The organism is Paenibacillus sp. FSL R5-0470 (genome assembly GCF_037975205.1).
In the GTDB taxonomy this organism is placed as follows: domain Bacteria; phylum Bacillota; class Bacilli; order Paenibacillales; family Paenibacillaceae; genus Paenibacillus_AQ.
On sequence record NZ_CP150238.1, the window covers coordinates 955,836 to 981,842 of the forward strand.

The following is a 26,007-nucleotide window of genomic DNA, read 5'->3' on the forward strand; positions in this document are numbered from 1 at the left end:
CGGCACTGCTCTATTTTTATCTCATTATTTTGCTCCTGTATACACATGCACTGCATCTCTTAAGAACGCTGCAAGTCCAGGACGGTGCTTGTCATAGTAAGCTGTGAAACGCTCATCATCCACGTACATTTGAGCTACACCCGCATGTGCTTCTTTGGTATAAGAATTCCAGTAGAAGGAGAGCCATTGGCGATGCAATTCAGCACTCTTTTGTGCCAATACGCTAGCAGGATCTCCAGCTTCCATCGCCTGCAACAGGAACTCGAACATTTCCGACTCGATCTGCTGTATAGCCGCATACTGTTCTTCAGTCATACCCTTCAGCTTCTTGTTGGACTGATCTACCGTGCTGTCTCCGTATTTTTCCCGAATCTCCTGACCATATTTCTTCTCGTTATCCTCAATCAGCTTTTGCTTAAAGCCCTCGAATTTCTCTTTATCACTCATTATAATTTGTCCTTCCTTATGAGCCAGCGTCTGTTCGACGTTAGCAATTAATAGATCTAGCTGTTGTCTCTTTTCCAGTAGCTTATCATGATGCTTTCGTAGTGCTCTCGTTCCGTCAAAGGACGGTTGTGTAACAATCTCTCTGATGTTCTCTAGACTTAAACCAAGCTCTCGATAAAATAGAATTTGCTGCAGCAAATCTACTTCACGCTGACCGTAAATACGATACCCGGAAGAGTTGATTCTAGCCGGCTTAAGAATGCCAAACTCATCGTAATATCGCAAGGTCCGTGTACTAACACCAGCTAACTCCGCAAGCTTCTGCACTGTGTATTCCGTAGTATCACCTCCCACAAATTCACTGTACACCTTTACGTAGCGTAAAGGTCAAATATTATTTTATAGTTACCAAAAACAGCGGCAGCTACCCTCTGAATGATCATTGGGAAGACTACCGCTGCTTAATTATATTATTTATGTTGTGATAGGAGACTATTTAAGTGCACCTTCGGTCAGACCCGCAACGATATAGCGGTGAAAGAAGATATACACAATAATCATCGGCAGTGTAATGATAGCGAGTGCGGAGAACAGTAGCTTGTAATCGGTCATATACCTGCTGGAGAACGCCAAGAGTCCGACTGGGATGGTTTTTAAGGCATCATTCTGGATGTACAGCATGGCAAGCAATAGTTCATTCCAGGAATTTAACGCCGAGAAAATGCCAACCGTAGCCATGCTAGGGATCAACAGAGGGAAAATGATCTTTCGGTAGAGCAACCAGTCACCACAGCCATCCATGCGTGCAGCCTCCATAAGCTCTCTGGGAACGGAGTCTAAATAGGCTTTAAGCAGGATGACCGCAAGTGGCAGCCCAGTTCCAATATAAGGTATAATCAGTGCCCAATAAGAATCCTTCAAATTCAGTTGCTCAAAAATATAGCTCTGTGCAATAAAAAACGATTGCAGAGGCATAAACAGACCGAATACGAACATCAGCATTAGGAGGCTGCTTCCACGGAAGCGAAGCTTGCTAAAGGCGAAGGCTGCGAGGCTTGCGAATAGCAGAATGCCAATGACAGTTAATATCGTGACAATGATGCTGTTCTTAGCGTAGGTACTCATATTGCCGATATTCCAGGCTTTTGACCAGTTCTGTAGATTAATCGTTTCCGGTAGTGCAAACGGAGTTGAGAAGATCTTATTATTTTCACGGAAGGATGAAAGGATCAGCCAAACAATCGGATAGAAATAGAAGCACGAGAGCACGATCATGAAGATATAGTATCCAATATGCGAGAACCATTTATTGTTGGACGTAGCTTTGACGGAGTTGCTGTTTTTTTTAATAGGAATGACAGTGGTGGTTAGTGGGGGCATATACAGTTCTCCTTTCTCAATACTCCAGCGCGTCGGAGTCCTTCTTAGTTAATTTGCCGGTAACGAGTCCGATCACAGCGATAACAATCGTCATGATGACAGCCAGCGCGGAGCCATAGCCGATGCTCATATGAGTAAACACGACTTTGACGAGATAGGTAGTAACAATTTCCGTTGAGTTATAAGGACCACCATTGGTCATAACATAGAACAGGTCGAAGGCTTGAAACCCAGTTAACACACATAGCAGGATTCCCGTTTCCACCAAATTACGAATCATTGGAATTTTAATTTTGAAAAAAATATGTCTTTCTCCTGCACCATCCAGATAAGCAGATTCATAGACCTCCTTGGAAATACGCTGTATGCCAGAATAAAAGATAGTCATATAGAATCCAGCATATACCCATCCGGAGACAATACAAATTGCGTATAGTGCGGTATCAGGGTTGCCTAGCCAGACGCGTGTCCAGCTCTCCAGGCCGATTGTGTCCAGCAGCATATTGACGATCCCAAAATCGGAATTGTAAACAAATTTCCACAGGTAGGAGATAACAATCATTGGTAACATGACAGGAACAAAGAAGGCGAGTCGGAATAGTCCGCTGCCTTTGCGACCCATTGTTATTAAACCTGCAAGTCCAAGTCCGACTAATACTTCCACAAATACCGTAGCAACAATATAGATAAGTGTATGTCCATAGGAGCTAATATAAATACGGTCATGAAAAGCCCGAATATAGTTGTCGAAGCCTGTGAAGGTCATTGCGCCGATCCCGTTCCAGTCATAGAAGCTGAATACGAAGGTCATGAGAACAGGCACAAGCACGACAAAGGCAAATATCAATACAGCGGGGGCTGTGAACAAGTAAGGGGAAAGCTTATTACTCTTGCCGGACATGACAATACCTCCAGTTCATAAGTATGGGGAGACCGCCCAAGGTATACTGCTGATGAGCGGTCTGATGAGACTTATATAAAGGATGAGGAATGTTTATTTAAGTGGGGCTATGGTTGTTTCCAATTCGGATAATGCGTCTTCCGGGGATTTGGCTCCACCAATGATTTGAGATGTAGCCATATTTAAGGCATTTGCAACCTCGATGGAATAGCCGGTATCAGGAGGCGATACTAGAGCAGGTGCGTTTTCCATCAGATCATTTAAGCTTAACGAGAGCGGGTGGGTCGTTTCGGTATTAATACCATCTTTAGTGATCGGTACAGCCCCGGCATCGGATAGCTTTTTAGACGATTCAGCTGAACTATATAATTTCATAAAATCAATGGCTTCGTCGATCAGCTTAGAGTTCTTGTTGACGACCATACCATTAAGTACGCCGATTACACTATCCTGATTGCCTTTACCTTCCGGCATGACTGGAGTATTGAAGTAGCCTAGCTGAAGATCAGGGTTTTCTTCAACAGCGGTTGGGACAAGCCAACTACCAATGGGGTGCATGGCCGCGCTACCGTTCAGGAACATCATGTCACCTTCACTGTCGTTGAGGGCATTCACATTGTCGTTGATGTAGCCTTTATCCCATAGCTCCTGTACATAGGTGTATGCTTTAATGAAATCTTTTGAATGAAACGGTTGCTTTAACTGCAGCGCTTCACTGTAAGCATCTTCTCCTACTACTCTAGAAATGACATGGGCAATCCAGTTGCCGGCTGTCCATAGATCGGAGTTACCGATAACAAGCGGCGTAATGCCGGCATCCTTAAGCTTCTGGCACACTGTAAGGAACTCCTCCCAGGTGGTAGGCGGTTCAAGACCTTGCTTACTGAAGATTTCTTTATTGTAAAAGATCACATTTGTCACATCGCCTGCTGTTGGAATCATATACGTCTTGCCTTCGACAATCATACCGTTGAAGGTGCCGTCAGCAAACATATCCTTCAGGCCTGAGCTTTGTAGTTGTTCGGTAATATCTGCGGCATAACCATCGCTTACTCTTGTCTGTAGCCGTTGTCCAGCCCACTCGAAATAGAGGTCGGGAGCATTTTTGCCGCTGAGTAGATTGGGTAGCCCGATGGTCTGGTATGTATCATCATCCTGATAGTTGAACTCAACTTTAATCCCCGCATGTTGGCTTTCGAATTCCTTTCCAATGTCCTCCCAGACTTTAATTAAACCTTCACCTGGTGAACCCATGGCAATGCGAAGTGTCTGCGTTTTTCCCTCAGTAGTGCCTGTGTTTACTGCTGTGCTCTCTTTGTTTGAGGTGGAGGAACATCCTGCCAAAGTAGTAATCAGCATTGATGCAACTAGTCCAATCATCCATTTTCTCAATCGATCATCTCTCCTTGAGTTTAATAGAAACAATAATGAAATTGACATCGTGCTTACTTCCTATACTGCTAAGAGTGCCTAAGTTTCTTCTTCCATTAGCTTTCGTGTGATTTAAGTTAACACAGGAGGGCGATGTTGGCATGAGCTAAGAGGAGTAATAAATTGGATGAGATAAATGTAGTAACAACTTAGTTCTCATTATTGATTATATTTAATGTGATGTCAATCACTTTTGAGATTTTAATAAGAAAAATAATGCAGGAATGCTAACTGTAATCCGGGGGCTTTGAAAATTAACATTAGTGAATGAAAGCGCAAACAAAAGTGGATGTATAAGGGTTTATATTCTAAATGGTTTTGAATTATGCTGAATAAAATTAAAATAAATGCACTCTAAATAAGCTATTGACAATTTGTTATGATTAAAAATAGAATGTGATTAAACGTTACTACAAATTATGATAATATTACATGGAGGTGACATAATATTAGCATTTGAGTTTTCTATATGGTGAAACTAAAAGCAAAAATATGAAGGAGGAGCGCATATGAAGTTCAGCTTGAAGCAGGCACTCACTATACTTGCTGTTACATCATCTATGGCGTACACGTCAGCCGCATTCGCAGACACGACGGAGGTTATTCCAAAATGGGCTGCAACAGAAATTGCCTCGTGGAAGGAAATGGGGCTACTCAAAGGTGATAAAGACGGCAAGGTATTGCCTAACGAAGGAATTCGAAAGACAGAATTCGTTACCTTGATCAATCGCATCTTTAATTTCAGTGCAGTGAGTAGTAAAACCTTTAAGGATGTACCTTTGACTGCTTGGTATGCGCCAGAAATTAGCAAGGCGGTTGCTGCTGAGGCAATTCTCGGCAATGGGGAGGGAGGCATTGAACCGCTAGAGGTACTTACCCGGGAGAAGGCTGCTCTTATTCTTAGCAGAGTGTTTAATGTTGCGACTTCGGCAAGCAGTGGTGTCGCATTTGCTGATGATGCAGCAATCTCCAGTTGGGCTAAGGAAGCGGTCTATGCGATGAAGGCAGCCGGCTATGTGGAAGGCACACCAGAGGCTACCTTTCAGCCGAAGAAGGAGCTGACTCGTGCAGAGGCAGTGAAAATGATTAATAGAGCTATGGGGATTCTGATCACCGATGGCGGAGAACATTCCGGTATCTCTAGCAGCAGTATGATTGTCAACAGGCCCGGAGCAGTCCTATCCAATCTGAACCTTACAGGCAATTTATATATAACTCCGGGTGTTGGGGAAGGAGATTTGAGTCTGCAAAGTGCAGTAATCGGAGGCGTCGTTTACATAAACGGCGGGGGTGCGAACAGTATCACAATTACGGACAGTAAAATAAAAAGAATTGTAATCAATAAACCGTCCTCTCCAATAAGAGTTGTACTTAAAGGGACAACGACACTCCCACTTATAGATGTCCTCTCGGGATCGCAGGTTGTTAATGAATCCAATAACCCAATTGATACAATTAATGTACTAACAAATGGGCTTGCGGATGTCTCATTGAATGGAAATGTAAATCAGCTAAATCTTGCCGGAAAGACACGTTTTGTCTTTAATGGTGGCGAAATCACTAGTTTTAAGGTCGCCTCTTTAGCAGCAGAGTCAAGAATTCAGCTTGTGAAAGGTGCGAGCATTAAGAAGTTGTTCTTTAACGGTGGGGCTGAAGTAACTGGTGAAGGAACAATTGCAGAAGCTGAAGTGAATGCTGAGGGAGTTTCCTTGGCATCGATGCCGAACAAGCTGACGGTGAATGCTAGTAAAGTGACAATAAACGGTCACGATTATAAAGGCAGCGGTAATGGGGTGCCTAATACGTCGAGTAGTTCTGGCGGTTCTGGTTCCGGTAGCTCGGGAACAGAGAATCCCGGTACAGGAAACCCGGGTACAGGAAATCCTGGAACGGGAGAACCTGGTACGGTTGATCCTGAACCAAAAGCTACCGTACTGTACAGCTATGAAGAGGTACTTAAATCCTTTAGCTCTACTGGGGCAGAAGGAACGGCTAAGCAATATATAACTTTTCTTCAAGATCCTTCGTATAAACCTTCAATCGCTAACTCAGCAGTAGTTATGCCTGATCTCACCAACGCTATTACCTTCGTAAACTACCAATTCAACGCTAAGCCTTCTATTTTTGCCTCCCTTCGAGGAATTAACAGCTCAGTTTTAGATAAAAATCGGACGTACCTATGGATTGGAACCGATAGTGGGGTTACTCGAATTAAGCTTTCCACCAATGAAATGCTAGCTTATACAGCTGAGACTAAGCAGTTAACGGATAATAAAGTGCTTCTGCTAATCTCTGACGGCAGCACAGGTGTTTTGGCCATTACGGAAACAGGTGTATCGCATATTTATCAATAAGGGAAGGGGAATGAATTTATGCAAATGATGAAGAAACGCGCTCGAAAAATAACAGGCGCATTGCTTGCTGTTACGTTATTCACACTGTCGGCAATACCTGTAGGGGCAGCAAAGCTGCCTGGAGCTAGCTATTCACCTGTTCAGCTGGAGGCCGTGCAGTCAAAGAAAATGACCTACTATAAAAATGGCTCAGCTTCCATTCCGAATACGCTTGACTGGATTACGGACGCAAGTGCGTTGAAATTTTTGCCGCTGTCAGTGATCGGTGATGTGACAAGTGTCGTTCTCGATAAGGAAGGCGTCTATTGGATTGGTACGCAGAATGGACTACAGCGGGTCGATTTTAATGCAAGTGATACAAAGGATATCGTTCAATACATGGCAGGTCCAAGATATTTGTATGGCGGAGATAATCATGTTACTGGTTTAGCTAGTGACGAAGCGGGAGGTATTTGGGCGCGGACAGCAAGTGGTGTGACGCATATTGCTATGCCGGAGCAAACATTGCATGAGAAATCATTCATTTATGAGGATTTAGTTCAGACTATTCTGGACAGACGCGGTATGGTTCATGGCACAAGCTTTACCTTTACTGACACGGACAACACAACAGATGCTGTAAACTACAATTCGGCAACTGGTGTTTTCAATTCAACACCTACGACCAGTGATAATGATGGCTTATGGACGACAATGTATGCGATGGGCGAGGTCTTCCGCTATAAGGCGCTGCAGGAGCAATACGGCACCAATCCGACCTCAGAGCAGGTGGCGGAAATAAATGACGCAAAGGCTGCTGCACTCCGTGCCACCAAAGCAGTGCTGCTACTAGATTATGTGTCGGGCCGCGGAAATGGCTTCCCAGTTCGTTCCTATATGCTAACTAGCGAGGCGACTGCAGCTACGGTGGGAAATACAGTGTATGGGTATCAATCGACGAATGGTTTTTGGTTCCAGAATTTCGTCGGTCCGGATAAGAATAATCCAAATGGGATTATTCCAAGCATGCAACGCGATGACGGTGTAGAACCCATAGGCTATTCGATGGTCAGGGTGACTAAGGATGCGGAGAACAAAAAAGGCTCGATGTTATTCCCGAGTGGTGGTACTGATGTAATGAATTATAATGGGCTCGGTCTTAGTCAAGCATCAATCGATGAGCTCAACCTGACACGTCCCGAGGGGCAGAAGCTAGGCATTGATATTAAAACCATCGTTGAAACAACGGAAAGCGGTCCGGTATATCAAGTGCTTCCAGTGATTACGGCGGCCACCAACAACAGCACCGCAAAGGAAGATAAGACAACGAGCGAAACGAATAAACCTTTGTTTCAGCTGACAGCACCTGTGTATGAGCAAATTCCTGATTTCTTCAATGATTTGTTCCCTAGTAGCGTAATTGTAGATGGTCATATTGATATGAATCAGATCGTCTATAAAGCGGATACTTCATCAGATGAAGTGATTGGTCACTATGCTATGTTCTATACAGCCTTCAAATATCTGATAGGGGACAGTAATGATCCCGAATTGTTAGAGCTGAAATCCTTTATTGAAGAAACTACGCAACGTATGACAGAACTGATTCTGAAGGATGACCATTACTATATTGAGGATGCTACTGGCAAATCGACACAGTGGTCGAGATGGCTCGGGAAGTATTTTAACGACAGTCTTAGCACTATGGAGAAGCAGAAACAGTGGGAATTCAGTGTTGGTGTCGATAAGGATGGGAACGATGCACTGTCCTATGGCTATGAAGATGCACCGCTCAATGCTCTCGAGGTAATGGGTGTACTGAAAACAGCTAGCTTCGTCACTGAAAAAAGATATCCGGCGGACTCGCTCAAATACGAGATGGCATATGAACAGGCTTTTGCTAGCAGCTATAGTAAGGAAGATCCGTATGTGAACGGTCTGGGCTATATAGATATGGCGTTGGAATATGTTGAACGGAGAATTGTGCGCCAAGCTACCAATGCTTACAGTGATAACGGCAATGAGGTGGTAACCATGGACAATGCAGGCGACAGTACCAACGCCAATGCTACGCTGCACAATGACTGGACCCAATATATCAACTATTCCGATGAAGAGCTTGGATGGTTCCCGGTATTTATACTTGTCACACTGGAACAGGATGAGCTTAGACACGCCAAGATCGTAGAGGCTTATGATCAGTGGTACTCTAACGAAGTCCGGGAGGAGAATCCGTTCTATACCTTCCTGTATCAGCTCGCGCATCCTGACAAAACAGATGTAGATTTACAGTCGGCCGTTCGATTCCTCTACCGGTTCCCTGAATTCCAGATTGAGTTTCCTGTTGAATGGGATCGCCAGGATGTATTTTATATTGAACCTGGAGACCGCGATAAAGCCAAACAGACAAATTACGCACTCGCTCCTGATGAGCGTCGGATTATTAAGCACAATTCCAATCCGTTTGCTAATGAGAGCCAATCCACTGGCGTCAATCCAAACTACAACTATCGCACGGGTAGCATAGAAGCCGGGTCGGTATTCACCCTGCCATACTGGATGGGACGCTACTTTGAAATTATAAAAGAGTGAGTACAGAAAGAAGCGCCCGCAAGGGCGCTTCGCATTCTTCAAGGCAGGTTACTTCTAGCTAATTATTAGCTGATGCCAGTGATGAGCCTCAAAATTGTCGTTCAATTGTATAGATGGGAAAATCACCACGGAATACGCCAAAGCTGTACTCCAGTGGGGAGTTATCAGCTAAATAAGTAAATGTCCTTACCTGCAGAGAGGGCGAGCCTTCCTTAACTCCAAGCAGCTTGCTGGCGGTACTATTGGCTAGAACGGGTTTCAACTGTTCAACGGAACGGTGGGCTTTTAGATTATGCTCTGTCTCTAAAAAGGAAAACAGCGAACCCTCCTTGTAGTCATTGATAAGACCAGGTGCCAGATCCCAAGCGATATAAGTATTTTCATAAAGTAATGGCTCATTGTCGGCATAACGTATCCGCAGCAAGTGGTTCACGGGTGCCTTTAAAGGGATATTAAGATATTCATTAATCGGCATTTCGGCTGGTATTACTTTGGCTTCGATAATTTTGCTGGTGGGCTCTTTGCCACTCATCAGCACATCCTCAGTGAAGCTGCGCGCCTGGTTGAGCTGAAGCTCCTTACGTTTGACGAAAGTTCCCTTCCCTTGATACCGCTCCAAAATATCTTGATTTTCAAGCTCGCTAAGGGCAAGGCGGATTGTTGTTCGACTCGCGGAGAACATCTCACATAGCTCAGCCTCAGTAGGAAGCTTGTCTCCAACTGCGTATACTCCAGACTGAATTTGTTTCAGAAGTTGTTCTTTTATGATGGAATATAATGAGTTATTTATTCTCTTTGTCATTACAAACATCCTCCGATTACATATTTGTTATATTATATCACGGATGAAGAATCGGAGGAAACATAAAATAAATGCGGTTTAACTAAGAAAACGACGAATAAATTACTAATATTGGAATAGTGAATGGTCCTAACCTTGTTCAAAGTATTTTATTAGAAGACAAAAGAAAAAATTGTAGGAACAAGATATGACGATGTTACTATAAACTAATTGAGTGCAAGAGGGAGAGAACAATAAATGAAGAAGTCACACTTAAAGATTGCAGTTATTGGGGGAGGTTCCTCCTATACACCGGAGCTGGTTGAGGGGCTGATCCGTTATCATGAAGTGTTTCCGGTCACTGAGCTGTATTTAGCCGATATCGAGCAAGGGGCAGAGAAGTTACGGATTATTGGCGAACTGGCTCAGCGAATGATTAATGCGAGTGGAAAGCTGATTACATTGTATACGACTTTGGATCGGCGCGAAGCGATCAGAGATGCTGATTTTGTAGCGACACAAATTCGGGTAGGGATGTTAGACGCACGTTCAAGAGATGAGAAGATACCGTTGTCTCATCAGCTGATCGGTCAGGAGACGACAGGAGCAGGTGGCTTCGCCAAAGCTCTCCGTACCATTCCAGTCATTCTTGGTATTTGCCGTGATATTGAAGAGCTAGCGCCCAATGCCTTCATGATTAACTTCACTAACCCTGCCGGTATTATTACAGAAGCTGTCTCCAAGTATTCTAAGGTTAAGTCCGTTGGGTTATGCAATCTACCTATTGGTACAAAAATGCAGATTGCCGAGCTATACGGGGTGGAGCAAACGCGGATGTTCATTGAGATTGTCGGAATTAATCATTTGAATTGGACGACCCGGGTAGTGCTTGATGGTGATGATGTGACAGAGGATTTCATGACCCGACTTGGCAGCATCGGTCAATCTTCGCCAGCCAATATTCCCGATCTGGAATGGGATGCTGAGTTTATTCATTCGGTAGGTGCCCTTCCCTGCGCTTATCACCGTTACTATTATATGAAGGAAGAAATGTACGGCGAGATGCTAGAATATTATCAGGCGACAGGCAAAACTCGTGCAGATGATGTGAAGGAAGTAGAGGCGGAGCTGTTTGAGCTGTATAAACAGCCGGAACTACATGAAAAGCCTGCCCAGCTGGAGAAACGTGGCGGAGCTTATTATTCTGAAGCGGCCGTTCAGCTCATGAAGTCTATTTATAATGATACAGGCGATATTCAGACTGTAAATGTTCGCAATCAAGGGGCAATACCTTGTCTTCCGGATGATGTATCCATTGAGATCAATTGTGTCATTAAATCGGATGGCCCACATGCTTTGGGACTAGTTAAGCCACTGCCTCCACAGATCAGAGGATTGCTTCAGGTGGTGAAGTCCTATGAAGAGCTGACGATTGAAGCTGCGGTGAAAGGCGATTATGCTTCTGCTCTTCAGGCATTGACGCTCCACCCGCTGGTCGGCGATGAACGAATTGCCAAGGCGGTGCTAGCTGATATTCTAGAGCAGAATGCCGACTTTCTACCACAGTTTCAGAGATAAGTTCCTTAGTACTTTGTTATATTAACTCAAAATAGCGGCAGCCATCCTCTGAGTGCTCATTGGGAAGACTGCCGCTGTTTAGGTTGTCCTACATGCTGTTTTAGTAGACTATTGAACCTTTTTAAGTCCCATCTGCGCCGCAAAATAATTCTGTAATTCCTCTAATTTGCGAGGATCAGCTAGGGTTGTTTTGTCTGAGAAGTAGTGTTCGAGAACAAGGTCCCAGGTAGGTACTATTTTTTGTGAGTTCATCGCTTTAATGGCGACTTTGACCGTCTTGCGTTCTTTGGCATTAGAAAAGGTATCTACGTAATGCTGTGAGCGCTCGAAATCCAGATCCTTAAATACAGCGCGGAAGATCTCTGAAGTCATCTTTGCATCATCCAGTGCTCGGTGAGCAGACCCAGAGGGCTCTAGCTCAAACAAAGCCATTGCACCTTCAACACTAATATCATTACTTAGGCCGCGAGCCCGCAGCACACCCTTAAGTAAATCGAAATACGTTGCGGACATCCAGTAGGAGTCGTCCATCTTGTGCATACGCACATCCTGAATGATTCGTTTCATGTCCTCGCCGCCCCAAGTTAGTAGCAGAACTCCGTCTGTACTTAGATCAAGCCACTCTCTAAAAGCAGTGATGACTTTCGGGAAGCGGGGGGCAATATCGATTTCCTCTTGGGGGATCCCGGTTTTTTTCTTAATAAAAGAATTAAGGGTAGAGAAATATATGGGTTTGATCAAGGAAGAGAATTCATCCTTATACTGCAATGAAGAGTCTAACCGGACAGCTCCAATTTCAATGACCTCCATAGGGTGCTCGCTGGCAAACTTACGGCCGTTGAATTCGATGTCCAGAATAATATAATCCACAGGTACTTGCCTCCGTTCCATGACTGACGCTGTAGTGCTTAATACGTCGACTACTCTATTTTAACAAAAAAAGCGATGTAATGGGGAATATGGGAACAAGCTAATATTGGAACATAAAAAAGAACCTGCACTATGCGGGTTCCTTTTATTACTATAAATGAGCAAAGATGATTGCAGACAATAAAGTAAGACGATTAATGCTCTGAACCGGCAGCAGGTTCAGGCTGATGAATTGGCTGTTCCAGCAGGACAGATCCGTCTTCAAGACGAAGCCAGGTATCGAAGTCTTGGGTACCTTGGGTCAGTCTGATGACGCGTGCGCCCCGCATAAAGCCTTCTTTTCCATAAGTATTGTAGCCGGTAGCACGGCCATAGGAAAGACGTATGCCATACAGGCTGCCCGTAAAATCATTGATATGGTCATGTCCGCAGAAGGTGCCCAGCACATCACCCATTTCAAGCAAAGCCGAGAATAATCCCGAGTTAACCTCAGGTGAGCATACACGCTCATACTTATACCCATGACAGACTTGTGTAGACCAGACCTCACGATATTCGGGAATCGGGATATGGAAGAAAGCTAATGCAGGCAGCCTGTTCTCAGCAGTTTTAGGATTCAATCTAGCGGATTCAGCAGTTAGCCAGTTAATCTGATTCCGGCTAACCCAATTGTAGCCAGGGATATGCTCCATCTCGGAGTAGCTGCCGGAGTCAACAAAATAAAGGACAGCGGCCGCATGGCCATCCTGATCTTTTATTTCAAGTGTGTAATTGCCTGAACCTTCAAGATCCTCTGGACCGGCTTCGGCCAGACAGTGGGGATGTTCCAATGCAATCTGCATCAGTTCACTGCGGGAAATCAGAGTTTCTGTATCATGGTTGCCAAATACGAAGGCCCAAGGGGTACCTGTTTTCTCAACAGCAGCGACAGCATCCCGAAATGCTTGGGCAGGGTCTTCACACGCCTGTTCACCAGGTGAGACAGGGGCAGTGTAAATCAGATCTCCCGTGAAGACCACAAGATCAGGTTGTTCCGCTTCCAGAACGCGTTCCATCAGTTCCCGAGTACGCTGATCTTCGGCTCTTCCATCCATCCAGTGAAGATCAGTGAACTGTACAATTTTCAAGGTTCCATCTTGCTGAAATGATAAGCTGTGTCTCATTTGGGGTATCTCCCTTACTGTGTAATATTGTTAGCTGATCCAGATCCGCTGTGTGAAATGATCTCCGGAGTTTCTACCAATCATAATATCAAATTCTCCGGGCTCGTAGACCAATTGATCGTCTTTTCCGTAGAACATTAGCATATCTCTAGTGATCTCGAAAGAAACTACTTGTTTCTCATGCGCTGCGAGTGTAATTTGCCGGAAGCCCTTTAGTTCTTTGACCGGGCGAACGACACTTGCGCTGACGTCATGGATATAGAGTTGAACGGTTTCCTTACCGGCGATGTCTGAAGTATTCTCCACCTCAATGGAGGCAACAATCCGACCCTTAGCATCAACATTGAAGTTGCTGTAATCAAAACTGGAATAGCTCAGACCATAGCCAAAGCAGAAGAGAGGGTCATTAGGGCAATCCAGATATCGAGTTACATATCGTACATTGGGATATAGGGGATCATAGGGACGCCCCGTCTGATAGGCATTGTAATAGATAGGAATTTGTCCAACCGAGTAAGGGAAGCTCATAGATAAACGACCGGATGGATTATAATCTCCGAACAGCACATCAGCTAGTGAGTTTCCGGATTCTGTACCCAGAAACCAGGCTTGCAGCAAAGCGTCGCTGGCCTCAAGAACAGGGGTTAGTTCCAGTGGTCGGCCGCTAAATACAACGGTAACAATCTTTTTGCCGGTATCTTTCAAACGCCAGATCAGCTTCTCCTGATTGGTCGACAAGCGCAGATTGGTTTTGCTTCCGCCTTCCCCGGTATCCTGCTGATTCTCACCTACAGCAGCGAGAATTACATCGCAATCCTTTAGGCGCTGGAAGGCTTCTTCGATTTCATCCTCTACATCAAAAACACCCTCCAGCATGCTTCCCAGCTCACCAGTCATGGCCGTAATAATATCTGCGGCAGATGTTTTTTGAGAAATGCCGTTGTAGAGTGATACGGCCGGGTCTTTTTCCGTTCCAGACCAGCCGCCCAGCACATGAATAGAGGTAGCGAAGGGACCAGCCAATCCAATCTTCATACCGCGTTTAAGGGGCAGAGCGTCATTGTCATTTTTCAGCAGTACCACTGAGCTGGCACCCAGCTCTCTAGCTGCTTGCAAATTCTCCGTGCTCGGCGTGGGCGCCTCATCTACTAACGGGTCTGCATCCTTGAACGGATTGTCAAACAAGCCGAGGGCATCCTTAAGTTCTAGCACTCGGATAACGGCTTCATCGATCAAAGAGACATCCAGCTTGCCTTCCTCGACCAGACCGGCACCGTGGTTTAGATAATGGGTGGACATCATTTCAATATCAAGTCCAGCAGCTATACTTTTCTCCGCTGCTTCACGGCCATCCTCAGCTGCACCATGGGGGATTAGCTCATTGACGGAATTGAAGTCGGCAATGGTAACGCCGTTGAAGCCCCATTCCTCACGCAAAATTCCCCGGAGAAGTTTGGAATTACCGCTTGCTGGTATGCGGTCAATCGTATTGAATGCGGCCATCACCATGGCTACACCAGCTTCTACAGCAGCTTTATAGGCTGGTAGATAGAACTCACGTAATACGCCGAGGGACATATCTACCGTATTGTATTCACGACCGCCTTCGGGAGCGCCGTAACCGGCGAAGTGCTTCACACAGGCAGCGATCCGCCCTTTTTCTTTTAGGTCTTTGCCCTGATAGCCCCGTACCATGCTCTCAGTTACACGGGCATTTAGATAAGGATCCTCACCGGATGTCTCCATCACCCGTCCCCAGCGCGGATCGCGTACGAGATCCGTCATAGGTGAGAAAGTGAGATGGATGCCGGCAGCTGCGCTCTCTTTGGCTGCAATTTCAGCAAATCGTTCGCAAGCTTCCATATCAAAGCTACAACCTATCGCAAGCGGGATCGGAAGAATTGTTCTGTAGCCATGAATGACATCCGCCATGAAGAGCAGAGGAATCTTCTGACGACTGGCTTGCAAATGCCGGGTCTGCAGATCAATCACATTTCTGGCTCCAATACCGTTCAGAACACTTCCGATGTTCTCCATTACTTGTGGCTGAATGTTCAGTTCTTTAAATGGGCCGGTTAAATCCACGGTATCATCCAAGCCCCAATAGTGAGGGCCTAGCTGGGTTAATTGGGCCAGTTTTTCTTCCAGAGTCATATCGTTCACAAGATCTTGGATAAAAGATTTAGTCATGGTTAACACCTTCCTCGTGAGCGCATTGATAGTTATTGTGAAAATTAGATGTGCTATACCAATAAGAAAGCGCTTGCGATTTCTGTTCGCCGCTACTTTAAGCGGGAGAGGATTCCGAGTAAAGGATAGCTTTCAATACCCTGTTCCGTGTGCATACGCAGATTAATATTATTGGATGAGACATGTAATAGATCGGTACGGGGAGTTCAACGTCAGACGTCATAGATAGAGGCTGACATGTTTATGAAAGAACAGATAGAAACGTTTCCATAAACGATACATATCGATCTTAGTCCGAAGGCCATAAAAAGTCAATTATCTTCGTGAAATCGGCCGATTCATTATATTTAGGTTGTAAAATGTGATTTTTATTACTAGAAAAACAAAAATAAAATGAATTGACAGCGCATACATCTAGGGAGTATGATTTTCGTACAGGGAGTTTCAAAGAAATTATGGAAACGTTTCTATATCATCCGATACGCTTTATCATAAAGGATGAGCAATCAGTTTTAAGCTGGTTGCGGGACAGGAAAGGAAGCTAAGTTATGCATCTGACGAAATGCATTTTTCAAATTGGAGGTGGGCTCATTGGCAAGAATTAAGCTTGCGGGTGGAAATATTGTCCGGGAAGTCATTAAGAACAAAGTGCTTTTTCTAATGTTGCTGCCTGTAATCCTATACTTCATTATTTTTCACTATGCGGTAATGCCTGGCGCTTACGTCGCATTCGTAGATTACAAGCTCAATAAGGGTATTTTCGGTAGTAATTTCATTGGCCTTAAGAACTTTGAGTTCCTGTTTCAAAACGGTGATCTCTGGAATATTACTAAAAATACACTGCTCTACAATGTTGTATTTCTTGCCTTGGGGAATATTATTCAAATCATTTTCGCCATTATGTTATCTGAAATAGCAGGTAAGTGGTTCAAGAAGATAACGCAGTCCGTCATTCTTCTTCCAAACTTTATCTCAATGGTTATCGTCGGTGTATTTGCCTACAACTTGTTCAACTTCAACTCAGGTTTTATTAATACGATGTTTGTAAGCTTGGGGTTAGATCGTTATGAATTTTACTCTGACCCTGGGATTTGGAAGTATATCATTGTTGCCTTTAAGATTTGGGCTGGAACTGGATACGGTATGATTGTCTATTTGGCAACCATTACAGGAATTAATCATGATTTGTATGAGGCGGCCTATATGGATGGGGCTACGACCTGGCAGCGGATTCGCTACATGACTCTTCCAATTCTGAAGCCTACTTTTATTCTATTGCTGTTGTTCGGATTGGGTGGCATTCTTAAAGGCTCCTTCGACCTATTCTACAACCTGATTGGTACTAACTCCGTGCTGTATCCGCAGACGGATATCATTGATACCTATGTCTTCCGTTCATTAGTGGGGCAATTCAACTTCTCCATGGGTGCGGCAGTCGGCTTCTATCAATCCTTATTCGGTCTGATTCTGGTACTGGTGATAAACTTTATTGTTCGTAAGGTCGAACCAGACAGCGCATTATTCTAAATTCAGAAACGAAATAGGGGTGATATCAGTGGAACAATCAAAAATCAAGCAGGATTCTGGCAGTATTCTCATTAAAGCGGTCAGCTATCTCTGCATTACAATCTTTGCACTATTTTGTGTATTTCCTTTTGCATTAATGATCTCTTCCTCGTTCATGAATGAACAGGAAATTGTCCGTGAAGGCTATAAGCTCTGGCCAAAGGAATTCTCAATAAAGGCTTATGAATTGCTGTTAAATAACTCTGGCAAACTAGTAAGTGCTTATCAGGTTACGATTTTTATCACCGTAGTAGGTACGGTACTTGGACTATTCATGATGTCAATGGCTGGGTTCGTACTTAACCGAAAAGATTTCAAATATCGTAATTTCTTCTCCTTTATGATTTACTTTACAACGCTTTTCAGCGGTGGTTTGATTCCAACGTATATCCTGATGGTCAAACATCTTCATATGAAGGACAGCTTATTCGCCATGATCCTTCCGGGTGTAGTGGGCGCTTGGTCCATCTTCCTAATGCGTAACTTTATGAAAGCTATTCCGGATTCTCTATATGAATCCGCTACAATTGACGGCGCCGGTGACTTCCGCATCTATTGGCGGATATTCATTCCACTAGCAGTTCCATCCTTAGCTACGATTGGATTGTTCTCGGCACTGGGCTTTTGGAATGAATGGTATAACGGAATGTTGTATATCGACGATCCGACGAAGTATCCGCTTCAATACTTCTTGCAGCGAATGGTCAATCAGGCGAATCTCGGAGCGCTAGTCAATTCGGGGGCGGTAATCAATACTGCTGATCTTCCGACGCAATCCATTAAAATGGCTACAGCTGTGCTAGCTACTGGACCTATTATTCTTCTATATCCTTTTGTGCAGCGTTACTTCGTAACAGGCCTCACAATCGGGGCAGTAAAGGGTTAATGGACGTTTCCTTTTCATAGGGCGTTTATTATAAATCAAGCAATCATTATTAACAGAAAAAAAGGGAGGTTTACCTAATGAAAGGTAAAAAAACGGCGTCTTCTTTACTAGCTGTCCTAATGCTTACGGGGGCACTTACAGCTTGCTCATCATCCAAAGACAATGCTTCTAGCAATGATGCAGCAGCTACTAAATCACCAGAAACATCTGCTAACAATACAGGAGGAGTCGATACTTCCAAAGAAGCTAAGCTGACGTACTACTTGTGGGGCAGTGAAGGTGTTCAAAATAAGGCGATTCTAGCTGAGATTAACAAAAAACTCAAGGCAGATATCAATACAACTTTAGAAATTAAATATATCGACTGGCCAGATATTGCAACGAAATATCCATTGCTATTTGCTTCTGGTGAAACATTTGATTTGTCACATGCTTCTCCTGGAGCACCGGTAAACTACTATACATTAGCAAGTGAAGGTGCATTGGTAGACATTACTGACATGCTCGATAAAGTTGCTCCTAAGCTGAAGGCAGAAATTCCAGCAAGTGTGTGGGAAAATACGAAGGTCAAAGGTAAAATCTATGGTGTTCCGAGTCTTTATAGCGAATATACACCAAGCGGTTATGCTTATCGTGTAGACTTGCTGAAAAAATACGGCATGGAAAAAATTGCATCTATCGACGATATGGTTAAATACATGGACAATGTAGTTGCCAATGAATCATTCCCACCTATTAATGGTAAAGCTGAAGATGCACAAAATATGTTCAGAATGCTCGTAGATACTACTGGTCAGTGGCTTAATGCACCAGGGATCTCAACAAATGAAATCAATTTAGTGACTAAGAGCGCAGAGGACTACAAAACAGTGTTCTCTCCAGCCTACACCCAAGAATTCGAAGATTGGGCTGTGAAGATGCGTGAATGGGCAGACAAGGGATACTGGGGCAAAGATGTACTGTCCTCATCACTTGGAAGCAAGGATAACTTCAGAGCAGCAAACTCCGCGGGTTACTTGACGCATACTCAGGACTGGCTCGGTCAATATGGCGGGGATAAGACGGCACTACCAGGGGTAGAAACTGATTTCTATACTTTTGCAGAAGCTAACAAGAAGATTAAACGTAAAATGGGTGTTGATAACTCTACCGTAATTAGTGTCAACTCTGAGAATCCAGAGCGTTCTTTGATGGTAATCGAGAAGTTCATGACTGACGAAAGCTACTACAACCTCATCCAAAACGGTATTGAAGGTAAGCAATATGTCATGGAAAATGGAGTTAAAAAGCAGCCTGCAGGCTTCAACGAAAAAACAGACGGCGGAGGTTTCGCTGCTTGGTCACTTCGTAATGACAAATTCGTAGTTCCTACGGACACAGAGAACCCAATCCGTAACTCTCTGTTCGCAGAGTGGGATAAAGTGGCTATCAATGATCCATACAACGGCTTTACTTTCGATCCAGCGAATGTAACTACAGAAATTGCTTCCATCTCCAACGTGAATTCCCAGCTTGGTATTCAATTGATGCTTGGTAAAACAAGCAAAGATCCTAAAGCTGCTGTAGCGGATTACCGTGAGCAACTGAAAAAAGCAGGAATTGACAAGGTTATTGCCGAAGTAGAAAAGCAATTGGCTGAGTTTGTTCCGGTGAACTAAAGAACGTTAAAAGGTGTGAGGGAGCTATAGTTTCATATAGCTCCCTTATTCATAAGTGGGGGAGTATAGTGGACGTAAATATCAAGGATATCGCGCGGATTTCCGGTGTGGGCATCTCGACGGTTTCCAGGGTCATCAACAACAAGGGGCTGGTGAGCAAGGCTACACGGGAAAAGGTTCTAAATGTTGTAAAGGAATATAATTACATTCCCAATTCGAATGCAAGAAATTTAAAAACTACGGAGTCTAAGAACATTGCACTTATGGTCAAGGGGATTACGAATCCGTTCTTCTCCAATATGATCAAAGAAATCGAGCGCCAGGCTAATCTGCGAGGTTATCCTTTCCTTATTCATCAGGTAGAGGACGGTACGGATGAAATCAATGCGGCGATTCAGCTGATCAAAGAAAAAAATCTATGCGGGATCATCTTCATGGGGGGAACCTACAATCATTCCGAAGAGAAATTCAAGCAGCTGACGGTTCCGTTTGTACTGACAACGATCACATCTACACAAGAGGTGGACCCTGATATCTTTTCTAGTGTCACCATTAATGAATTGAAAGAAGCATATAAAGCCACCAATTATTTGATCTCACTTGGGCATGAGAATATTGGTTTTCTAGCCAAGTCCCCACTGCTGGATGAAACTACAGGGAACCGGCGATATTTGGGCTACAAAAAAGCACTGGAAGAACATAATCTGCCTTATGATCCACAGCTGGTAGAGGATTGTGAATACAGTCCTAGCTCGGGATTTGATGCAGCACGAAGACTGCTTAAAAGGAATAAGGGAGTAACCGCAATATTTGCGGCTTCTGACACGATTGCTATCGGTGCTGCCAAAGCTGTACTTACCGCGGGGTTGTCTATCCCTGATGATATTTCAATCATTGGCTTTGACGGAATTGAGATGGCTGAATATTTTCATCCTTCACTCGATACGATCAGCCAACCGGGTACAGAAATGGCCTTATCTAGCGTGGGCGTCCTGTTTGATCTTATTTCTGGACGATCAGGCCATCAGCATATTGTCTACGATGCGGTATTGCTCAAACGAGGCTCTTGCAAGATGCTCAAAACACTTAAGGTATAATACTGACTATAAACGCTATCATTGGAGTGGTAACCCAAATGCAAGACACATTAAGAATAGGTACTCTAGTTCGTGGCGGGGAGGCCGTCGCCGTTATTCCGCAAATTGTTCAGCATGGGTTTGAGTCCTTTAACTTGAACTTTTGGCAGACCACCGGTGAAACCAATCTTGTAGAAACAGCTGCACGACTTAGGGAACTGGCTGCTGAACATGATTTTGTCATCTCTTCTGTTGGGATTTATGGCAATCCACTTTCAGGAGATGGAGACAATGCTGACACACTCGCCAGTTGGGAGCGATTGATTGATCATGCCCATTTATTCGGCACAGATATTATCGGTGGATTCACCGGACGTCTTCCAGGTTCTTCGATTGACGAGTCGATTCCGAGATTTGCAGAGGTGTTTAGTGAATTGTCCAAAAGGGCAGCCGATCGTGGCTTAAGAATTGCTTTTGAAAATTGCTCTATGGGTGGAAACTGGCAGGCCGGAGAGTGGAACATCGCTCACAATCCTTCAGCCTGGGAGAAAATGTTCAATGCTGTACCAGCAGACAATCTGGGTCTGGAATGGGAACCGTGCCACCAGCTGATAGGTCTCATTGATCCGATTCCGCAGCTACGCAAATGGGTGAACAAGGTGTTCCATGTGCATGGTAAAGATGCCACTATTGCCTGGGATATCGTCAAGGAATACGGAATTCATGGACCTAAGCCTTATGTGTGGGACCGGACGCCTGGCTTCGGAGATACGAACTGGGTGGATATCATCTCGATTCTGCGCCAAGCCGGCTATAAGGGAACTATTGATATTGAAGGCTGGCATGATCCTGTCTACCAGGGTGAACTAGAAATGACTGGACAAGTACATGCACTAAATTATTTGAAGTATTGCCGAGGTGGCAGTTTTGTCCCTAATCCGGTGTAAAGGATATCAGATAGTAACAACCCAAAAATGACCTCAAAACCCACAGTGAAGTGGAGGATGAGGTCATTTTTATATGCATAGCTTAATCCCGAATAAGATATCCTTGCCCAAGTTGGATTTCTTTAAAGCCTGCCATGTGGCGAGCTTGAAAGTGGATCGGCTTAAATCCACCTATAATAATGATGTTTTTGATATCCGCAGCCCCATCTGAAGGCAGTGAAAAGGATTTGATATAGGTGAATTCTTCCGCGAGCGTGGTGTGAATCGCGTTAATATGTGGGTCATTTTCACCTTTTCCCATTAGATTCATTAGGAGATACCCTTCGGCATTCAGTTTTGAATACACGATGCTGAAAAATTCACTGGAGATTAAGTGCCTCGGCGTGCCCGCGGCGGTGAAAGCATCCAAGATGATGTAATCATATTTCTGTGGTTCTTCACCTTCAAGGATCTGACGTCCGTCCCCGATCACTACGTTATCTTGGATGTATCCAAAATAGCGGCGGCTTAATTCGACTACTTCACTGTCTAGCTCAGCTACTTTAAATCTTTTGTCTAGAAAATGCCCAGCAATCGTTCCAATCCCATGACCAATAAGAAAGGCATCCTCGAAAGAGGGAGCATTGCATTCCATCAAGTGAATGATGGCTCGCGGATATTCAAACACAACTCGTTCTGGGTGATTGAGATCCATCGCACCTTGAATGGCCTGATTGGAAAACTGCATGACGCGGAACGCACCTTGTTCACCGTATAGTTCTGTGGTGTCATAGACGGTGATTTCATGATTATCGCTGCTCGTGTGAATCTGTGATTGCAAGTGATCAAACTCCTTATACGATAGAAATTCGTTTATATTCATTGGGTGTAACGCCGACTACACGTTTAAAAAGCTTATTGAAATAGGCAGGATCGCCATATCCAACTTCTGCTCCAATCTCGTGAATCTTTAGGTCAGGGGCATTCTTGAGCAGATGCTTGGCTTTACGTAGCCGGATTTCCGTGATGTAGTCCGTTAATGTAAGTCCAGTCTCTTGTTTGAACAGCTTACTTAGATAGCTTGGTGTCAAAAAAACCATATTCGCTAAGGTGTTCAGATCCGCATGCTGATTATAGTTGGCTGATATCCAGCGCTTTATGGTTTCTACAGCTGTACCGGACATCTCTAGGCGATGGGCTCTGATCTCAAATAGAATGCTTGAGAAATGGTTGGTGAAACCACGCTCGATTTCACTGAAGCTCATACTGGACGCGATGCTTTCATCCAGCCCAAGATAGGGTGCACCTTTGTAGAGGGCCTCAAATTCTTGCAATTCTTTCTGCGCAGATTCAATAACCCATCGACAGACACGGAGAATTTGATCGGGCATAGCTTGTTGTGATTTCAGCACTGAGAATAAGTTATGCACGCGTTCTAAAGCACCCTCCATATTCAGGATCTGCAGATCATGGATTAATGGTTCCTTGATCGCATTAAAAGGCTCAAGGATATTTATCTCAGACTGCTGAATGTTCTGAATATTTGCATAGTGCAGTCGGTCAGGATTATAGATGCCGATGCTGCAGGCTAACTTAGCATCTAGATATGCTTGTCTAAGCTTGGCGGTATCATTATAGGAACTGCTAGTACCTACATGCAGTATCATACCATTGGCAGAGATACGGATTCTGTCGCCGATTTCATTCCTATCACTGTCTGAGAGTTGCTTTGTAGAATACAGGATACAGACATGCAGTCCATTTTGAATCTCTAAGCTGTCGATACTAAATGCCATCACTTGCCGCAGACTGTCTACACAAAAACTGACGGGTTCTCTTGATCTTCCTTTGAACACAAAGACTGAGAAATAAGGCTGGGGCAAAGTAAGGCTCGACAAAAGCAAGGGTGAAGGGGGCTCGTCGCCTTGAAGAAGGGTCAGTAAGAGACCAGAACGGTGACGTACCTCCTTGTCACGAGAGAACTGCTGCTCTTCCTCTAATTGATAAAGCAGCTCGAATAATTGCTCCTTATCGATTGGCTTTAATAAATAGTCTACTGCAGAGCTGCGTATGGCTTCTCTGGCATAATTAAATTCAACAAATCCACTCATTAGAATGGAGCGGATTTGTGGGTGACTGGCTTTTAATTGTTTAATTAATTCCAAGCCGTTAATTTGCGGCATACGAATATCAGTAATCACAACATCAAGTTGAAGTGAAGGTAACTCGTCAAGTAGATGTTTCCCATCGGAGTAGGTGCCGATGACCAGAAATTCAGTGTTTTCTTTGCTGATCATTCGGGCCAGACCTTCGCGGATCAGGATTTCATCGTCAACAATTGCAATACGCAGCAATCAGAGCATCTCCTCTCTGTAATTCATATCATCTTCACTAGGAGTAGTGAAGGTAATGTCCTCAATACGCAGCGTAACACGAGTACCCACTCCGAGCTTACTCTCTACAAGGAGCCCGAATGAGCTGCCGTAATGCAGACGGATCCTTTCATTCACATTTCGTAGGCCAATACCAAACATTTCACTTTCAGTCCCATTTTGCAGACTATTATTTAAGGAACGAAGGGTAGCTGCATCCATACCGATGCCATCATCTTCTACACAGAATACGACTTTTCCATGCTCACTCCATGCGGTGATGCTTAAGGTACCGAGACCTATTTTTTGATCTAAGCCATGAAAAACTGCGTTCTCCACAATGGGTTGGAAGACAAGCTTGATTACAGGAAGATGTAGAAATTTCTCTGGCACATCAATGTGTAGATTGAACTTATCTGGAAACCGGATTTGTAGCAGATGATAATAATTTCGTACATGATCCAGCTCTTGTCTGATCGTAACGGCTTCTTCGCTTCGGACAATACTGTAACGCATCTGAAGTCCAAGCAAATAGGTGAGTTTCGCTACACGGGGGTCATCATTGCTCTCTGCCAGCATACGGATAGACTCCAACGTATTATAAATAAAATGGGGATTGATCTGATTCTGAAGTGCCTTCATATCAGCCTTCTGCTTACGCTTCTCAGTGAGGGATACTTCCTGTAGCAGATCCTTGACCCTTATGATCATTCGATTAAAATGACTGCCAAGCATTCCAATTTCATCATTATATTTGGAGTGCTGCCAGACATCTAGATTACCGTGCTGTACCCGTTTCATTAGACGGACTAAAGATTTAAGGGGTTTGGTCAGCGCATGTGAGATGAACGTCGCAACACAAAGTGCAAAAGCAATAATGATCAGTGTAGTTAATATAAGAGCATTGCGATTCTTCTGTACAGGTGACAGGATCCGGGCCAAAGGAATCGTAACCATAGTCGTCCAACCTGTCTGTTTCGAGACGGTATACACTGCAAGATAAGACTGGCCATTCATTTCTATTTGAAAATGATCCTGTTGCTGATTCACATGCGGCAGCAAAAGCTGCGTGTTCAGACTTTGCCCCTCACCGGTTTGCATCGAATTTGAGGCGTCTTCACCGTCATAGATCAATTCTCCGTTATTATCTACAATTAGTGTGTTGCCTTGTGTAACTGCGTTTACGGGATCAATGATCCCCTTAAACAAGTTGATGTCTACATCAAATACGAGAATTCCTATATTATCTAGCGTGCTTACAGAATTAATGGTGCGAAGTACACTGAAAACCTCTCTATGGACATTGGAGTTTATACGAATCGTATGTCTGCCTTGAATGACAGGAGCGGCCCCAGCTTCTTCACTTAAGGTTCTCCATTCGGCTAGTCGTTCTTCAGGATACAGCTCGTGGATCCCGGGGACTCTATCATAAAAAACAGAGCCATACTGATCCACCATGTACACGGCGATGATCTCTTCCTTCGTATGCTTCAAGTAGCTCAGGAACATCGCCATGCCAGTACTTTTATCCCAGTCGGTATTTTGCTGAGTTAGGTAGAACTGTACATCGGTGTTATACAGCGGTAGGGCTGTGTATCTTTTTAGATCGGCAACATAACGGTCAATGGTATCAGAGGCATTCGATGTCATTTGGTTCGCGCCTTCCGTTGCATTCACAAGAACAGAGTTGAACATGGAGCGGGAGGACAAATAACTAACATAAGTGATTGGAAGCGAGATCAGAAAGACAAATACGACGATCAGTTTTCGCTCCATCGGAAGATTGGCAAGGAACAACCACATTTTTCTTAAGGCTAGCCGGATGAATGATACCATTTGCGTTGTCCTTTCTTAAAG

The 26,007-nt window shown here is 44.2% G+C and carries 19 protein-coding genes; 8 read left to right on the forward strand and 11 right to left on the reverse strand.

Annotation, left to right across the window (positions count from 1 at the left end; genetic code table 11):
* Positions 1 to 24: 24 nt before the first annotated feature.
* From MKY99_RS04215 to MKY99_RS04230, 4 genes are all read right to left on the reverse strand, one after another.
* Positions 25 to 801 carry a MerR family transcriptional regulator gene (locus MKY99_RS04215; protein ID WP_339268853.1) on the reverse strand — a complete coding sequence of 259 codons (777 nt, stop codon included), beginning with the start codon at positions 799 to 801 and terminating at the stop codon, positions 25 to 27.
* A 138-nt stretch (positions 802 to 939) separates the two neighbouring features.
* Entirely contained in the window at positions 940 to 1,827 is an 888-nt protein-coding gene (locus tag MKY99_RS04220; protein ID WP_081382815.1) for a carbohydrate ABC transporter permease, read from the reverse strand.
* Between the two features lie 16 nt (positions 1,828 to 1,843).
* Positions 1,844 to 2,728 (reverse strand): sugar ABC transporter permease, encoded by an 885-nt coding sequence (locus MKY99_RS04225; RefSeq protein ID WP_076283815.1) that lies wholly within the window; start codon positions 2,726 to 2,728, stop codon positions 1,844 to 1,846.
* 93 nt (positions 2,729 to 2,821) lie between these two features.
* Complete coding sequence (locus MKY99_RS04230; protein ID WP_339268856.1) at positions 2,822 to 4,120, reverse strand: sugar ABC transporter substrate-binding protein; 1,299 nt, start codon at positions 4,118 to 4,120, stop codon at positions 2,822 to 2,824.
* A gap of 548 nt (positions 4,121 to 4,668) precedes the next feature.
* Between MKY99_RS04230 and MKY99_RS04235 the strand changes: the two genes are divergently transcribed.
* Both MKY99_RS04235 and MKY99_RS04240 read left to right on the forward strand, forming a co-directional pair.
* Positions 4,669 to 6,513, forward strand: a complete 1,845-nt coding sequence (locus MKY99_RS04235; protein ID WP_339268858.1) for an S-layer homology domain-containing protein — start codon at positions 4,669 to 4,671, stop codon at positions 6,511 to 6,513.
* 18 nt (positions 6,514 to 6,531) lie between these two features.
* Complete coding sequence (locus tag MKY99_RS04240; protein WP_339268860.1) at positions 6,532 to 9,084, forward strand: hypothetical protein; 2,553 nt, start codon at positions 6,532 to 6,534, stop codon at positions 9,082 to 9,084.
* A gap of 88 nt (positions 9,085 to 9,172) precedes the next feature.
* Here MKY99_RS04240 and MKY99_RS04245 read toward each other — a convergent pair whose 3' ends face one another.
* Positions 9,173 to 9,886: a GntR family transcriptional regulator gene (locus MKY99_RS04245; protein WP_076283819.1), complete on the reverse strand. Its 714-nt coding sequence runs from the start codon at positions 9,884 to 9,886 to the stop codon at positions 9,173 to 9,175.
* 237 nt (positions 9,887 to 10,123) lie between these two features.
* Between MKY99_RS04245 and MKY99_RS04250 the strand changes: the two genes are divergently transcribed.
* Complete coding sequence (locus tag MKY99_RS04250) at positions 10,124 to 11,443, forward strand: 6-phospho-beta-glucosidase (RefSeq protein ID WP_076283820.1); 1,320 nt, start codon at positions 10,124 to 10,126, stop codon at positions 11,441 to 11,443.
* 108 nt (positions 11,444 to 11,551) lie between these two features.
* On the opposite strand, the gene MKY99_RS04255 is transcribed toward MKY99_RS04250, so the two are convergent.
* From MKY99_RS04255 to bglX, 3 genes are all read right to left on the reverse strand, one after another.
* A complete protein-coding gene (locus MKY99_RS04255) occupies positions 11,552 to 12,313 on the reverse strand; it encodes a 3'-5' exonuclease (RefSeq protein WP_339268863.1) in 762 nt (253 codons plus the stop codon).
* A gap of 194 nt (positions 12,314 to 12,507) precedes the next feature.
* Positions 12,508 to 13,476 (reverse strand): metallophosphoesterase family protein, encoded by a 969-nt coding sequence (locus tag MKY99_RS04260; RefSeq protein WP_076121423.1) that lies wholly within the window; start codon positions 13,474 to 13,476, stop codon positions 12,508 to 12,510.
* Positions 13,477 to 13,506: 30 nt separating this feature from the next.
* Entirely contained in the window at positions 13,507 to 15,666 is a 2,160-nt protein-coding gene (gene bglX / locus MKY99_RS04265) for a beta-glucosidase BglX (RefSeq protein WP_339268866.1), read from the reverse strand.
* 591 nt (positions 15,667 to 16,257) lie between these two features.
* On the opposite strand from bglX, the gene MKY99_RS04270 reads away from it, so the two are divergent.
* The 5 genes from MKY99_RS04270 to MKY99_RS04290 all read left to right on the forward strand — a co-directional run bounded on the left by MKY99_RS04270 (position 16,258) and on the right by MKY99_RS04290 (position 21,799).
* Positions 16,258 to 17,193: an ABC transporter permease subunit gene (locus MKY99_RS04270; protein ID WP_339268868.1), complete on the forward strand. Its 936-nt coding sequence runs from the start codon at positions 16,258 to 16,260 to the stop codon at positions 17,191 to 17,193.
* 28 nt (positions 17,194 to 17,221) lie between these two features.
* A complete protein-coding gene (locus tag MKY99_RS04275; protein ID WP_197069743.1) occupies positions 17,222 to 18,118 on the forward strand; it encodes a carbohydrate ABC transporter permease in 897 nt (298 codons plus the stop codon).
* Between the two features lie 77 nt (positions 18,119 to 18,195).
* Positions 18,196 to 19,776 carry a DUF3502 domain-containing protein gene (locus tag MKY99_RS04280; protein WP_339268871.1) on the forward strand — a complete coding sequence of 527 codons (1,581 nt, stop codon included), beginning with the start codon at positions 18,196 to 18,198 and terminating at the stop codon, positions 19,774 to 19,776.
* 68 nt (positions 19,777 to 19,844) lie between these two features.
* Positions 19,845 to 20,873 (forward strand): LacI family DNA-binding transcriptional regulator, encoded by a 1,029-nt coding sequence (locus MKY99_RS04285; protein ID WP_197069744.1) that lies wholly within the window; start codon positions 19,845 to 19,847, stop codon positions 20,871 to 20,873.
* A gap of 38 nt (positions 20,874 to 20,911) precedes the next feature.
* Entirely contained in the window at positions 20,912 to 21,799 is an 888-nt protein-coding gene (locus MKY99_RS04290; protein WP_339268874.1) for a sugar phosphate isomerase/epimerase, read from the forward strand.
* Positions 21,800 to 21,881: 82 nt separating this feature from the next.
* Here MKY99_RS04290 and MKY99_RS04295 read toward each other — a convergent pair whose 3' ends face one another.
* Genes MKY99_RS04295 through MKY99_RS04305 form a run of 3 tightly spaced genes read right to left on the reverse strand, consistent with a single transcriptional unit; the run spans position 21,882 to position 25,986 of the window.
* Positions 21,882 to 22,619: a fused MFS/spermidine synthase gene (locus MKY99_RS04295; protein WP_339268876.1), complete on the reverse strand. Its 738-nt coding sequence runs from the start codon at positions 22,617 to 22,619 to the stop codon at positions 21,882 to 21,884.
* 13 nt (positions 22,620 to 22,632) lie between these two features.
* Entirely contained in the window at positions 22,633 to 24,132 is a 1,500-nt protein-coding gene (locus tag MKY99_RS04300; protein ID WP_339268878.1) for a response regulator, read from the reverse strand.
* Complete coding sequence (locus tag MKY99_RS04305; protein ID WP_339268880.1) at positions 24,133 to 25,986, reverse strand: sensor histidine kinase; 1,854 nt, start codon at positions 25,984 to 25,986, stop codon at positions 24,133 to 24,135.
* Positions 25,987 to 26,007: the final 21 nt, after the last annotated feature.

Coding starts and splice junctions, on each gene's coding strand:
- MKY99_RS04220 (WP_081382815.1), bottom strand. CDS start 1,827: ATGCCCCCACTAACCACCACTGTCATTCCTATTAAAAAAAACAGCAAC.
- MKY99_RS04225 (WP_076283815.1), bottom strand. CDS start 2,728: ATGTCCGGCAAGAGTAATAAGCTTTCCCCTTACTTGTTCACAGCCCCC.
- MKY99_RS04235 (WP_339268858.1), top strand. CDS start 4,669: ATGAAGTTCAGCTTGAAGCAGGCACTCACTATACTTGCTGTTACATCA.
- MKY99_RS04240 (WP_339268860.1), top strand. CDS start 6,532: ATGCAAATGATGAAGAAACGCGCTCGAAAAATAACAGGCGCATTGCTT.
- MKY99_RS04245 (WP_076283819.1), bottom strand. CDS start 9,886: ATGACAAAGAGAATAAATAACTCATTATATTCCATCATAAAAGAACAA.
- MKY99_RS04250 (WP_076283820.1), top strand. CDS start 10,124: ATGAAGAAGTCACACTTAAAGATTGCAGTTATTGGGGGAGGTTCCTCC.
- MKY99_RS04260 (WP_076121423.1), bottom strand. CDS start 13,476: ATGAGACACAGCTTATCATTTCAGCAAGATGGAACCTTGAAAATTGTA.
- bglX (WP_339268866.1), bottom strand. CDS start 15,666: ATGACTAAATCTTTTATCCAAGATCTTGTGAACGATATGACTCTGGAA.
- MKY99_RS04280 (WP_339268871.1), top strand. CDS start 18,196: ATGAAAGGTAAAAAAACGGCGTCTTCTTTACTAGCTGTCCTAATGCTT.
- MKY99_RS04290 (WP_339268874.1), top strand. CDS start 20,912: ATGCAAGACACATTAAGAATAGGTACTCTAGTTCGTGGCGGGGAGGCC.
- MKY99_RS04305 (WP_339268880.1), bottom strand. CDS start 25,986: ATGGTATCATTCATCCGGCTAGCCTTAAGAAAAATGTGGTTGTTCCTT.